Consider the following 13,197-nt stretch of genomic DNA (forward strand, 5'->3'; position numbering starts at 1 on the left):
AGAACAAGACGCATGCCATTGCCGACAGCATCAAAGCTGAGCACGAGCAACAGCAGGCACAGCCCCGGAAACAGGCCAAGCCACCATTTGCCTGCCGTCAGATAGCGCATCGAATCGGACAGCATCACACCGATGGCCGGCCGGGTCGGGTCGAGGCCGAACCCCAGAAAGGTCAGGCTTGCCTCATGCAGAATGGCGTGTGGAAACATGAGCACCAGTCCGACCAGCATTTGCGGCAGGATCTGGGGCAGGACGTGCCCGAAGGTGATCTCCACCCACGATTTTCCGAAATGACGCGCGGAGACAACATAATCGGCCTGCCTGACCTGGAGAATCTCGGCGCGCAGGATGCGCGTCAGGCGCGGCCAATGCGTGAGCGCCACGGCAATCGTCACGGCAACGGGGCCGCCGCCCAGCGCAAAGCATATCAGGATGAGCAGCACGAGATGCGGAAGCCCGATCGTCGCGTCAACCAGAAGCGACACGACGGCATCCGCCCACCGGCCGCCGGTTGTTGCCGCGAGGGCAAGAGCGGTGGCGATGACAACGGAACAGCATGAGGCAAGCAGCCCCACCCATAGGCTCGTCCGAAGCCCCTTGATCGTGCGCGCCATGAGATCGTGTCCCATCTGGTCGGTTCCGAACCAGTGCGCCCAGTCCGGCGGCGAAAGCCTTGCGGCAAAATCCGTCGCCACGCCCGCCGGCCCCGTGAGCACCGCCAGAACCGGTATCAGCAGTATCAGCATGAAGCCGAAAAGGGCGGCAGCCAGGGTCCAGATCCTGTTGCCCATCCGTGGCAGAACCAGGGGGTCAAGGGTCTGTTGCTGCTCGAGTTCAGCCATGTTGTCCTCCAGCCGAAAGGGCCTCGTCGCGCAGCCGCGGGTCCACAAGCCGATAAAGCATGTCGGCGATCATGTTGCCGACCGATACAAACAGCGTGAGGAAAATCGTCACGGCGAGAAGCAGCGGCACATCGCCCTTGATGCCTGCGGAAACGGCGGCCTGTCCCAGCCCCGGATAGGCAAAAACCTGCTCCGCCAGTATCGATCCGCCAAACAGTTCCCCGAGCGAGGCAAAAAGAATGGTTACGGCGGGCAGCGCCGCATTGCGGGCGCCGTGCCTTAGGGCCACGTCCCATTTGCCAGCCCCTTGCGCACGGGCGTAAAGCGCCGCATCGCCCTGCAGGATTTCGATGATCTTGGCGCGGGTGTGAAGCGCGATCTGGGCGACGCCGAAAAGCGTCAGCGCCGCAAGCGGCAGGGCAAGATGGCGCAGCCGGTCGGCGAAGGTGACGTCATCCGGCACCACGCCGAGAGGTCCCGCGCAGCAGACCGGCGCCCAGCCAAGCTGGACGGCAAAGATGATCAGCAGCAATATCGCGATCCAGAACGTCGGGGCGGATGCCAGAACATAGGCGTAAATCCTGATCGCGCGATCGAGCAGAGTGCCCGAACTGGCGCCGGCGACGACCCCCAGCGCAAAGCCAAGCGCGCCGGAAAAGAGCCAAGCCAGGCCGACAAGCGGCAGCGATACCCAGAAACGGCTGGCGATCACCTCGGCGACGGGTGCGTTGTAGATCATCGAGTAACCGAGATCGCCCTGAAGAAGGTTTCCGGCCCAGTGGAGGAACTGCGCAAGCGGCGGCTGGTCCAGCCCCCAGCGCGCGGCAATCAGCGCCCTCTGCTCCGGGCCGACCCGTGCGATGTCGATCCCGAGATAGGCATTGACCGGATCGATGGGAGAGAGCTTGGCAAGGGTGAAGGCCGCCGCCGCGACGATGACCAGAACGGCGGCGAGCCGTCCCAGCCGTTTCGTCAGCATGATGGCGGCGGAATGCAGCGAGAGTTCAGTCACACGTCCATGTCCACTGTTCGATCATTGCCGTGATCGGCCATCCATGGCCATGCGGCTCGATCTGGGTCTCGCCAACGTCCAGGCATTCATTGACGAAATAGACATGATCGAGGTTCACGAGCCAGGCCCACCCGGCCAGACCGCGTGCGGAAAACCCGGTCTTCCCGTCCCACTCGGCGGCTTGCCAGTGCGGATATGATTGCTCCAGGCTTTCGGCGTGCTGGGCGTCACTGAAGTGACCGTCGACGGTGCTGTCGGCAAAATAGCCGGGATTATAGAAATCGATGCCGCCCCAGGCGGAATTGTAGAGGCTGTAGACTTCGATCGGACTGTGGCTGCCCCAGCCGAACACGACGGGCTGCTGATGGTCGATCCGGCCGATCTGCTCCCATGTCACGCCCTTTGGCTGTGCAGCGATGCCGATCGCCTTCAATTGCTCGCTGACCACGATGGAAAGCGCCTGGCGCACGGAGTCCGAGGCCGGGAAGTAGATATCGAAAGCGGCACGAACGCCGTCGCGGACCCGAATGCCGTTCGCACCGGGCACCCATCCCGCATCATCCAGCATGGCGCGGGCGGCATCGGGATCATAGGTAACGGCCGCATCGGGGTTCGACCAGGGCAGCCCGTCAGCTGGACCAAAGGCGGGGCGGCCGTAGCCATTCAGCGCAACGTCGACCAATTGCTCACGATCCACGCCGAGATTGATGGCGCGGCGGATGGCGAGATCGGAGGTGACCGCATTGCCGACAGGCTGCCCCTCGGCATTCACTTCACCCGGTTGGGGGATCGGAAAAGACAGACCGCGATTGTCGACAGACGGTACAACGATCTTGTCAAAGCCCTGAATGCTGTCATCCGCCATCAGGGCCGGGACGGAAACCATGTCGACATCACCGGTCCGCGCGGCCGCGAGACTGGTATCCTCTCCGGAGAAAACGAAGGTCAGGCGGTCGAATGCCGGTTTCCTGCCGTAATATGCGCTGTTGGCCTCGACAATAAGCTGCTCTCCCTCCGTCCACGAAACCAGCCTGTAGGGGCCGGAACCGACCGGCTGGCGGGCATAACCAGGGCCATATTCCTGCGACGGCACGACACCGAGCGAATAGAAATTTTCCGAAAATGTAACCCAGGGGCGTTTGAGATAGATTTTCACCGTGCTGTCATTGACGGCTTCGGCCCTGTCCATCACCGTCAGATCCAGCGCGCCGCCCGCGGTTGCCGCCTCGTTGAAGGTGAAGGCGACATCTTCCGCCGCCAGCGGCGTTCCATCGGAAAAGAAGACATCGGGGCGCAGTTTGATCGTCCACACCTTGCGGTCGTCGGAAAGCGCCCATTCGGTGGCGAGGTCCGGCACGGTGTTGAGATCGGCGTCGCGTTTCAGGAGGGTAGACTGGAACAGCGGATGACCGTAGCGGCCCCACCCGAGCAGGGGATCATAGCCATTGTCCGGCTCTCCGCCGATGGCAAGGATCAGTTCCGACTTGGCGGATGCCGGTGCGCCGGCGGAGAACATCGCCACAGCGGCTACCGCTGTCGCTGCAAGCCTTGCAGTGGTCTTCCCGATCATCATTGCTCCTCTTCGACCGCTCATTGGCGCATACGCTATCATGAAGAAGTATGATATCAATGAAAGAATATCATACTCTCGCGTTCTAGCCCGGCCTCCGCGCCTCTGCCAACTGTCAACCCTGACGGTTTTCAAAAAGCACGGCAGCCACTAGACGGAAAAGCCGGAGCGCCCTCCCTGTACCCCTCAGGGCTCCCAAGCAACGCGCGTCAGGATGCGGCCTCACCGGCCTCGTCAAAGGCGGCATTCCCGGCAGGCGCGGAACCCGAAACCGAGACCATCGATGAATTCCCGCACTGATCGAATGGCCGGCCTCCGCTCGTCGACCGCAATGTCAAACTCCCTCCCTTTCTCCGTCTTGCCATCGGCGGTCAATGCCGTGCTACATTCCCGTTGTTCTCAGAGGACTGAAAACTTATGACCGTCTACTGGATAAATGCAGGGTTTCTGGGCGCCCTTCTCGCTGTCGCACTGGCCTGCAGCCTTGGAATGCGCAAAAGAGAGGCCTGGTCCCACAGCATCTCCCTTCACGCCCTCCTGTTCGCCGCGATCACGGGCTTTCTGCTGCTCCTCAACAGGACGATCGACCAGATCGCGGCGGCGGAGAAGTTCACCGCAATCAAGCCGGACATCATCGACGATATCACGCTGGTGGCGATCGGCCTGACGGCCATGCAGCAGTCCTTCCGGTTGATCAACCGCCTGACCGCCGATCAGGTGACAAAGGGAAGCGACAAGACCTCCGCCACGAGCATCGCCCGTATTCTCAAAATGGCAATCGTCCTGTTGCTCCTGCTGCTGTTCGGCGAGCATCTGGGCCTGAGCCTCTCCGGCCTGATGGCCTTCGGCGGCTTCGGCGGCATCGCCATCGGCATTGCCGGGCGGGATGTCCTGAGCAACATGTTCTCGGGCGTGATGCTCTATTTCGACAGGCCGTTCCGGCTGGGTGACTGGATACGTTCGCCCGACCGCGACATCGAGGGCACGGTGGAGGAGATAGGCTGGCGTATGACCAGGATCACCACTTTCGACAAGCGCCCGCTTTACGTTCCCAATTCCGTGTTCTCCTCGATCAGCGTCGAAAACCCCGGCCAGATGAGGAACAGGCGCATCGACACCACGATCGGCCTTCGCTACGAGGATGCCGACAAGATTGCCGCCGTCGTCGCCGATATCCGTGCCATGCTGCATCAAAGCGAGCATATCGATCTGAACCAGACGCTTCTTGTCTATTTCAACGACTTCGCCGATTCCTCACTGAACATCATGGTCTATTGCTTCACCAAGACGACCCGCTGGGCCGAGTGGCTGGCGATCCAGCAGGATGTTTACCTGAAAATCGTCGACATCGTTCATGCCCACGGCGCCGACTTCGCCTTCCCCTCGCAAACGGTCTATCTCGAAAAGGACGGCTGAGACGCGGCCATCGTCAGGTCAGAAACGCGATCCAGGCGAGCGCGAGCACCATGCACAAAAGCGTGACGGGGACGCCGGCGCGGCAGAATTCACCCATGCCGATCTTCACGCCCCGGTCCTTCGCCTGCTCGACCACGATGATGCCGGCGAGGCTACCGAAGATGATCAGGTTGCTGGAAAAGCCCGTGCCGAGCGCAAGGGCCGCACCCAGCGCTTCGGTGTTCGCCGCATGCGGCAGGAAGGGCGCGAGCAGCATCACCGCCGGATTGTTGCCGACGATATTGCTGAGCGCGGAGGCGACGAGGAACAGGATCGAGGGATTGGCGAAATCGACGCCTGCGCCCTGAAGATCGTGAACCACCTTCTGCGGCATTCCGGTCTGGGCCAGCGCCGCATTGACCACGAACAGGCCGGCCAGCAGCAGAAGAAGGTTGCCGTCGACCGTTCCGATGACCTCCTTCGACGAAACCTGCCGGTTGACCAGCATGACGGCGGCGGCCGAAAGGGCCACCATTTCGCGCGGCCAGTCCGTAAAGACAAAGGCGGCGACCACGGCGGCCGTGACGATGGCCGCCTTGACGGTCTCGGCGATATCGAGTTTCTGGGCAGGCGCGGCGACCGGGGCGGACGGGGGCTGTTCTTCCACCGCAGCAAGGCTCCAGCGCCCGCGATAGATCAGGCATACCGCGCCCCAGACCACCGGCAGCGAGATCACCGCCGGCACCAGCGCCACCTTCATGAAGCCTGTGAAGGAAAGGCCGAGCGTCTGCGCCGCGATCATGTTCTGGGGGCTGCCGATGATCGTCGCCACCGAGCCGGTATTGGTCGCGAAACAGAAACCGAGCAGGAAGGGAACCGGATTGAGGCCGCGCGACATGGTGATCGAGACCAGAAGCGGCGTCATCGCGACAATCACGACATCATTGGTCAGCAGGGCGGAAAGCCCGCCCCCGGTGACCACAAGGAACGCAAGCAGTTCCGGCGGCGAGACCTTCAGCGAGGCAACCCGCCCGGCCAGCCACTGATAGAAACCGGACACCGTGAAAGCCCCCGAGACGATCATCAGGCCGAACAGCAGTCCGACGGTCTGGTAATCGATCGCGTCCCAAGCCTGCTTGTCGGTGATCCGCCCGAAGCCGATCATCGCCAGCGCGCCGACAACCGCCGCGCCGGTCCGGTCAACGCGAAAACCCGGCAGATAGCCGAGCGCCAGCGCCAGATAGACCAGAAGAAAGATGATGACGGTGATATCCACGGCGGCTCCGGCGGTCTTCGGGAAATACAAAACGACAGCCGGGCAGCCTTGAGACCGCCCGGCTGTCGTGATTGTAGCTTACTTGTTGATGTCGTTCTTCATGTTCCAGAGATTGAAGGCGCGTTCGCCAACCATGTCTTCATCGACGCCTCCTTCCTGGATATCGTCAGCCACCCGCAGATGGCCGAAGCCCGCGAGAATCTTTAGCAGGATCGTCGTGATTATCCACGAATAGGCAGCAACGATAACGACGGCCAGCACCTGCACGCCAAGCTGCTTCACGCTCGCCGAAACGGCGTTGATATGCGAGCTGGCCATGAAGCCGATCAGGATCGCGCCGGTCATGCCGCCGACGCCGTGGGCGCGCCAGACTTCCAGCGTGTCGTCGATCTTCAGCCATTCCTGGACATATTTGGCGTTGTAGCAGACCGTCGCGCCGATCGCCCCGATCAGCAGCGCCGCCATCGGCTCGACATAGCCGGCGGCGGGCGTGATCGTGGCAAGGCCGGTCACCGCGCCGACGAGAACGCCGGAGAAGGAGACCCGCTTGTGCTCGCGCCACTCCCACAACATCCAGACCAGCATGGCAATCGCGCCGGCGAGCATGGTGTTTGTGAAGGCGTAGGCCGCAAGCGCGTCCGCCGCATAGGCGCCGCCCGCATTGAAGCCGAACCAGCCGAACCACAACAGCCCCGCGCCGAGCGCCACCAGCGGCAGGCTCGCCGGCTGGCTTTCCGGATCGCCCACGGCGACCTTGCGCTTGCCGAGGAAGCGGGCGGCGGCAAGGGCCGAGAAACCCGCGGCGGTGTGGATCACGATGCCGCCTGCAAAATCGACGACGCCCATCTTGGCCAGGAAACCGCCGCCCCAGATCCAGTGCGCTGCCGGCAGGTATACCAGGATCGTCCACAAGGCGACGAAGAACAGATAGGCACCGAATTTGAAACGACCGACAAAGGCGCCGGTCATCAGTGCGGGTGTGATGATCGCGAACATCATCTGATAGGCGAAGACCATCATGAAGGGAATGTGCGGCGCGTAGGTGTCATTCGGGCTGATGCCCACATGATACATCCCGAAATAGGGACGGATATCGCCGATGATCCCGCCGATCGACGGACCGAAGGCCAGGCTGAAACCGCCGAACACCCAGATGATGCTGACGATCCCGATGCAGACGAAATTCTGGATCATGATCGACAGCACATCGCGCTGCTTGACCAGGCCGCCGTAGAAAAGTGCAAGGGCCGGGGTCATCATGCAGACCAGCGCCGTGCAGATCAGAACAAACGCGGTGTCCCCCGCATTGATCGCTTGCATAACCTTCTCCTTTGAAAAGCTTGTTTTGGCGCGACCGCCCCGGTCGCGCCGCTCTTTAGTTGTTGGTATCGGTGACCAGATGCTCTCCGACCGCGCTGTGCGGATGCGGCGCAAGCAGCTTCTTCGGTGCGATGAACAGGTACATCGTCAGCACGTAGGGCGCGGTGAAGGACGGCAGGCCGAGCGGCTCGGTCAGCACGTCATAGGCCCCCTGCAGGAACACGGTGACGATCGTGGCCAGAAGCGCGTAGACGACCACCCGCGGCGATGGTTTCAGGAAGATGACGCCGACCGCCATCGCCGTCAGCACCGCACTGAAACCGTAAAGCCCCTGCACCACCAAATGCGGCTCCGCCCGAAGCGCGATCGCCGTCGCCATGGCGATCAGCGAACCGCAAATGGCGGCGATGCCGGCCGCGCGCGAGGCGATCAGAATGCCGAGCAGGATGATCGCGCCGCTGATCTCGTTGCCGAGAAGATAGACCTGGCCGATATTGCGAAAGAAGATCTGGACCAATTCGATATGAGACGGGATCACCGTCACGCCCTTGATATAGTCCGACACCAGTTCCGGATGGTCGCCGGAGACGTCGAGCGCGCCGAAGGTATAGGCGCCCGCCACCAGCAGCCAACCGGTCAGCACGAACGGACCGGTGGAGCCCGGAATGCCCCAGCTTTTGGTGATCATCGCCCCGAGCGCCGCCGTCACCACCGTGCTCATGGCCGCGCCGACGACGACGTAGAACCAGAGTTGCGGCGAGACGCTGATGAAGGTGGGAATGGCGACGCCGACGAGAATGCCGTTGAAGCCAAACAGGCCGGAGGTGATCGAGTCGCCGTCACAATCGAGAAGCCGCGCGGTCAGCGTCGCCACGATGAGGCCGACAAGCGCGCCGACCGTGGTCGCCCAGTTGCCGCCCGCATAGCTCGCATAGCCAATTGCAAGAATGAAAAGCGCGCCCGTAAGCGCGTTCTCCATGAAGAAAACCTGCCCCGCCCCGCGCAGGCATTGCGTTGCAAAGTCTTTGCGCTTCTCCGTCATATCCGCACCCCCTTTTAGTTTGTGATCAACGCCAGAGAAATTCTTCCGGCAGCGTTTTGCCGCGGGCTTCTTCCCTGACGACCTTCCAGAAATTCCTGACCTCCGCGCGCACGTCGTAGCTTTCGACGCCGACCACGCGCAGCATCAGACCGGCACCGTTGGGAAGGCTGGAAACGCCAGAAATCGCGCGCGGCCGTTCGTCGCCGAAATTGACGTTCACCCGCTCCCGGATGCGCTCGGCAACAGCCGGCGGCGTGATGCACAGAATGTTGGCAAAGGCATCGTAACCGCCCATCACCGCGGCAAAATCGATCGTCTCGTTGCCCTTCTCGATCAGCACCTTCTCGGTGAACAGCTTGCGTCCGTCGGGCCGGCGGGCATTGACGGTCATCGACAGCAGGTCGAAGCCGAAGCGCTCGCTTGCGTGGTGATGTTTGCGGCCGGTCATCATCATCTCGCCATAGAGCAGCGTCGCGTCTTCATGGACCACGAGATCGGTGTCGTTGATGAAGCGCGAGTCCCGATAGGGGATGGTGAAGTCCGGCAGGAATTCGAGATAGGCGTCCTTTGCAAGCGTCACCGTCTGGTGCTGCGAGGCGTAATTGGCGTCCATCTGGTGAATGCGGTTCGCGCCCTGCGAGGTCACCTGGGCGCATGCGCCCTCATCCACCGAAATATCGATCGTGTAGCGATCGCCCTGCAATATGCCGCCGCCGATCGAGATGATCGAGCAGATCGGCAGTTCCGGCATCGCCTCGTCCCAGTAGAGCGCCTGCTGCACCAGAAGCGGCGTGGCCCGGTAGAGGTCGGACAGCACGGAGCGGCCGCCTCGCATCGAGAAGCCGAGACGCAACGCCCCGATCTTTCCCGGTCCGGCCGCGCGCATCTGCCGAGGCTCGGTCCGGAAACCGTTCAGTTCCCGGTATTCGTCGATCCGGCGCAGGCTTTCATGCAAGCTCATCAGATCACTCGGCGGCTTGGCCGGAGGCGGGCGTCACGTCGAACAGCGCCATATCCATGATCAGCTTCATCAGTTCGTCCACGCCCTCGCCGGTCTTGCAATTGGTGAACACGAACGGCTTCTTGCCGCGCATCAGCTTGGAATCGCGGTCCATGACGCCGAGATCGGCGCCGACATAAGGGGCGAGATCGGTCTTGTTGATCACCAGGATATCCGACTGGCAGACGCCGGCGCCGTTCTTGCGCGGGATCTTGTCGCCGGCGGCGACGTCGATGACGTAGATGTAGAAATCGGCGAGCGCCGGGCTGAAGGTCAGCGTCAGGTTGTCGCCGCCCGATTCGATCAGGATGACGTCGCTGTCGGGGTATTTCTCTTCCATCTCCTCGACCGCAGCGATGTTCATCGACGGATCCTCGCGCACCGCGGTATGCGGGCAGGCGCCGGTTTCAACGCCGACGATCTTTTCCTCGACCAAGACGCCCTTCAGCGTGCGACGCACCTGCTTGGCGTCTTCCGTGGTGACCACGTCATTGGTGATGATCAGCGGCTTGACGCCAAGTTCGATCAGCCGCGGGGTGATGGTTTCGATCACGGCCGTCTTGCCCGATCCGACCGGGCCGCCGATGCCGATACGCGTGATTTTCTTCATTGTGCCAATCCTTTTTTCCGCCGGTCAGTTCATGAACAGCCGGACATGGGTTTTGGTGTGATGGGCGACGAGAACATCGAAGACCGGCGCGAAGCCGGACATCTCATCAAGCTCCAGACCGCTGATGCGCGCGTAATCGTCCTCGACGCGGGCCTGCACGGCAAACAGGATGCGCTGGGTGTCGAGATGATCGATCCGCATCAGCCGCACCGCAGCACTCATGATCATCGCCGCGACGCCGTACTGATGGACCACGAAGGCCTGCTTTTCATCTGCACCCATATGCGCCAGCGCGACCGCCTGGCCGACCGGAAAGCAGCCGGGCGTCGTGCCCTCCTTGATGTCGGCCAGCCAGCGTTCGAGAACGGGAAACGTGCTGATCTTCAGGGAAAGCTCCGCGAACTTGCGGCCCATGCGGGCGAGCATCATCTGCTGTTCCTCGCCCACGCGCCGGTTCCACAATTCCCGGTCGGCCTCGAGCACGGAGTCATAGGCACCGCGGCGGGCCGCGCGATGGGCATGGAGGAAAGCGATGCCATCCATGCCCGAGGCCTGTCGCACCACCGTCTCGACGAAGCGCTCCAGGCTTGCCGCATCGGCGACGACGCCGGTCTGGATCGCCGATTCCAGCCCGTTGGAAAAGGCGAATGCACCGACAGGAAGCGTCGAATCGGAAAACTGCAGAAGACGCGCAAGCAGGATCATGTCGTCTGCCGATCGCATCCGTCTGCTGTTCTCATCTGCCATGCCCCTGCCTCGCGATCAGTGGTGGTGATGGTCGCCATGGGCGTGACCATGGTCATGGTGGTGATGCGGCGTCGCGTCGGCCCCGGCGAACAGCATGCGCACCTCGCGCGCGTCGAGCTTGGCGGCGATCTCCTCGCCCGGCGCGAAATGGCTCTTCACGCCCTCGAAGGCATGGGTCTTCATCACCGAGGCCATGACCTTCTGATCGACGGAGAGCGGCACATAGACGGTGCTGCCCTTGATGACTGCAGGCCAGTGCTGGTTTCCGAGCCCGTGGCCCAGCTCGAAGCAGATCCGCAGGATTTCCTGCGGCGCCAGCGTTTCCAGCCCTTCGAGCTCGATGACCATGACCTCCTTCAGCGCGATGCGGGCGGCGATGATGGTGTTGCTCGCCGCGTCGTAATGAAGCACATCGCCGTTGTGGAGATGCTCCGAGCGCGACAGCGAGATCGCGAGTTCGGTTCCGCCCTCGCTTGCCTTGCGCAGGCGGTTCTTGGGCGCTTCCCACTGTTCGAGCGCGAGGTAGTCGACCGTCGCCTCGTGGGAGCGTTTGTGCCAGTCGGCATCCTTCAGGTTGCCAAGGATTTTTTCGACAAGGATCATGGTGTTCGCCGCATTCTGTGCGCCTGGAAAGAAGAGCCGAAATGCACCGGAGCCTGTCTGGCCCTCGATGCCGCTTTCCGGCTGAACGTCCCCGGCGTCGTTGTTGTTGGACGGGCCGGGCGAAGGTTTGCTTCGCCCGGCATCGCAATCAGCTGAAGAAGTGAAGCTGGTTCAGCGGGATCGTGGTCGCAGGCTCGACGGTCGCGTGCTTGCCGTTGACTGTCACCGCGAAGGTTTCCGGGTTGACCTCAATCTCCGGCAGCGTGCTGTTGCGCACCATCGAGCTCTTGCTGATCGTGCGCGTGCCATAGACCGGCACCACCTGCGACTGGAGCTGGTAGCGGTCGACGATGCCGTCCTCATAGCCTGCCAGCGATGTGAAGGTGACGCGGGTCTTCGGCAGCGCCGAGCCGTAGGCGCCGAACATCGGACGGTAGAGAACCGGCTGCGGCGTCGGCAGCGATGCGTTCGGATCGCCCATCAGCGCCCAGGAGATGAGGCCGCCCTTAATCACCATTTTCGGCTTGGCGCCGAAGAAGGCCGGCTCCCAGAGCACGAGATCGGCCATCTTGCCGACTTCGACCGAGCCGATCACATGGCTGACGCCCTGCGCGATCGCCGGATTGATCGTAACCTTGGCGACGAAGCGCAGAACGCGCTCGTTGTCATTGCCCGACGTATCGCCGTCATAGGCGCCCATCCGGTCCTTCATCAGATGCGCGGTCTGGATGGTGCGCGCCCAGTTCTCGCCGACGCGGCCCATGGCCTGGCTGTCGCTGGACAGGATCGAGATCGCGCCGAGATCGTGCAGCACGTTTTCAGCCGCGATGGTTTCCGGGCGCACGCGGCTTTCCGCGAACGCGACGTCGGTCGGGATCTTGGGGCTGAGATTGTGGCAGATCATCGTCATGTCGAACAATTCGGCCTGCGAATTGATGCCATAGGGCAGCGTCGGATTGGTCGAGCTCGGAATGACGTTGGACTGACCGGCCACCCGGATGATGTCCGGCGCGTGACCGCCGCCCGCACCTTCCGTATGGTAGGTGTGGATGGTCCGGCCCTCGAAGGCGGCGATCGTGTTTTCGACGAAGCCGGCCTCGTTCAGCGTATCGGTATGGATGCAGACCTGGACGTCGAATTCATCGGCGACGCGCAGCGAGGTGCGGATCGCTTCCGGCGTGCTGCCCCAGTCCTCGTGGATCTTCAGACCCATGACGCCGGCGCGGAGCTGCTCCTCGATCGGAAGCCGGGCGGAGACATTGCCCTTGCCGAGCACGCCGGCATTGACCGGCCAGCCGTCGAAGGAGCGCAGCATCATCTCGACATTCCAGGTGCCGGGGGTGATGGTGGTGCCGTTGGTGCCGTCGGTCGGGCCGATGCCGCCGCCGAACAGCGTGGTGACGCCGTTGGAAAGCGCGGCTTCCGCCTGCTGGGGCGAGATGAAGTGGACGTGGGCGTCGATGCCGCCGGCGGTCAGGATCAGGTGCTCGCCCGAGATCGCGTCGGTGCCCGGTCCAAGCGCCAGCCCCGGCGTCACGCCCGACATGGTGGACGGGTTGCCGGCCTTGCCGATCGCACAGATATTGCCGTTCTTGACGCCGACATCAGCCTTGATGACGCCCTGCACGGCGTCGAGGATGGTGACGTTGGTGATGACGAGGTCGGGTGCGCCTGCGGCGCTGGTGAGCTCGTTATCATAGCCCATGCCGTCGCGCAGCGTCTTGCCGCCGCCATAGACGGCTTCCTCGCCATAGACCCGGAGGTCCTTTTCGATCTCGAT

At 62.7% G+C, this 13,197-nt stretch carries 12 protein-coding genes; 1 reads left to right on the forward strand and 11 read right to left on the reverse strand.

The genetic code is table 11. The features are described 5' to 3' along the window. From AC5DC2_RS09995 to AC5DC2_RS10005, 3 genes are all read right to left on the reverse strand, one after another. The coding region (locus AC5DC2_RS09995; RefSeq protein ID WP_491698370.1) for an ABC transporter permease at positions 1–842 on the reverse strand (842 nt) is incomplete at its 3' end. Beyond that, positions 835–1,854 carry an ABC transporter permease gene (locus AC5DC2_RS10000; RefSeq protein ID WP_491698371.1) on the reverse strand — a complete coding sequence of 340 codons (1,020 nt, stop codon included), beginning with the start codon at positions 1,852–1,854 and terminating at the stop codon, positions 835–837. The genes AC5DC2_RS09995 and AC5DC2_RS10000, both read right to left, overlap by 8 nt. Next, positions 1,847–3,427: an ABC transporter substrate-binding protein gene (locus tag AC5DC2_RS10005; RefSeq protein ID WP_491698372.1), complete on the reverse strand. Its 1,581-nt coding sequence runs from the start codon at positions 3,425–3,427 to the stop codon at positions 1,847–1,849. Before AC5DC2_RS10005 ends, AC5DC2_RS10000 begins: the two co-directional genes overlap by 8 nt. 414 nt (positions 3,428–3,841) lie before the next feature. On the opposite strand from AC5DC2_RS10005, the gene AC5DC2_RS10010 reads away from it, so the two are divergent. Continuing rightward, positions 3,842–4,840: a mechanosensitive ion channel family protein gene (locus AC5DC2_RS10010; protein ID WP_024709034.1), complete on the forward strand. Its 999-nt coding sequence runs from the start codon at positions 3,842–3,844 to the stop codon at positions 4,838–4,840. A 13-nt stretch (positions 4,841–4,853) separates the two neighbouring features. On the opposite strand, the gene AC5DC2_RS10015 is transcribed toward AC5DC2_RS10010, so the two are convergent. The 8 genes from AC5DC2_RS10015 to ureC form a co-directional block, all read right to left on the reverse strand. After that, on the reverse strand, positions 4,854–6,095 hold the full coding sequence (locus AC5DC2_RS10015) for an ArsB/NhaD family transporter (protein WP_491698373.1): 1,242 nt from the start codon (positions 6,093–6,095) through the stop codon (positions 4,854–4,856). 78 nt (positions 6,096–6,173) lie between these two features. After that, positions 6,174–7,415, reverse strand: coding sequence for an ammonium transporter (locus tag AC5DC2_RS10020; RefSeq protein ID WP_024709032.1), 1,242 nt, complete (start codon positions 7,413–7,415; stop codon positions 6,174–6,176). A gap of 55 nt (positions 7,416–7,470) precedes the next feature. Next, positions 7,471–8,457: an urea transporter gene (yut, locus tag AC5DC2_RS10025; protein WP_491698374.1), complete on the reverse strand. Its 987-nt coding sequence runs from the start codon at positions 8,455–8,457 to the stop codon at positions 7,471–7,473. A 25-nt stretch (positions 8,458–8,482) separates the two neighbouring features. Continuing rightward, a complete protein-coding gene (locus tag AC5DC2_RS10030) occupies positions 8,483–9,418 on the reverse strand; it encodes an urease accessory protein UreD (RefSeq protein ID WP_491698375.1) in 936 nt (311 codons plus the stop codon). Positions 9,419–9,422: 4 nt separating this feature from the next. Then, entirely contained in the window at positions 9,423–10,067 is a 645-nt protein-coding gene (gene ureG, locus AC5DC2_RS10035) for an urease accessory protein UreG (RefSeq protein ID WP_018062731.1), read from the reverse strand. A 24-nt stretch (positions 10,068–10,091) separates the two neighbouring features. Next, entirely contained in the window at positions 10,092–10,814 is a 723-nt protein-coding gene (locus tag AC5DC2_RS10040; RefSeq protein WP_491698376.1) for an urease accessory protein UreF, read from the reverse strand. Positions 10,815–10,829: 15 nt separating this feature from the next. Further along, positions 10,830–11,417, reverse strand: coding sequence for an urease accessory protein UreE (locus AC5DC2_RS10045; protein ID WP_491698377.1), 588 nt, complete (start codon positions 11,415–11,417; stop codon positions 10,830–10,832). A gap of 148 nt (positions 11,418–11,565) precedes the next feature. Continuing rightward, on the reverse strand, positions 11,566–13,197 hold a 1,632-nt coding region (ureC, locus tag AC5DC2_RS10050), incomplete at its 5' end, for an urease subunit alpha (protein ID WP_491698378.1).

Source organism: Martelella sp. (assembly GCF_984369615.1).

Coding starts and splice junctions, on each gene's coding strand:
- yut (WP_491698374.1), bottom strand. CDS start 8,457: ATGACGGAGAAGCGCAAAGACTTTGCAACGCAATGCCTGCGCGGGGCG.
- AC5DC2_RS10045 (WP_491698377.1), bottom strand. CDS start 11,417: ATGATCCTTGTCGAAAAAATCCTTGGCAACCTGAAGGATGCCGACTGG.
- AC5DC2_RS10005 (WP_491698372.1), bottom strand. CDS start 3,427: ATGATGATCGGGAAGACCACTGCAAGGCTTGCAGCGACAGCGGTAGCC.
- AC5DC2_RS10010 (WP_024709034.1), top strand. CDS start 3,842: ATGACCGTCTACTGGATAAATGCAGGGTTTCTGGGCGCCCTTCTCGCT.
- AC5DC2_RS10040 (WP_491698376.1), bottom strand. CDS start 10,814: ATGGCAGATGAGAACAGCAGACGGATGCGATCGGCAGACGACATGATC.
- AC5DC2_RS10020 (WP_024709032.1), bottom strand. CDS start 7,415: ATGCAAGCGATCAATGCGGGGGACACCGCGTTTGTTCTGATCTGCACG.
- AC5DC2_RS10030 (WP_491698375.1), bottom strand. CDS start 9,418: ATGAGCTTGCATGAAAGCCTGCGCCGGATCGACGAATACCGGGAACTG.
- ureG (WP_018062731.1), bottom strand. CDS start 10,067: ATGAAGAAAATCACGCGTATCGGCATCGGCGGCCCGGTCGGATCGGGC.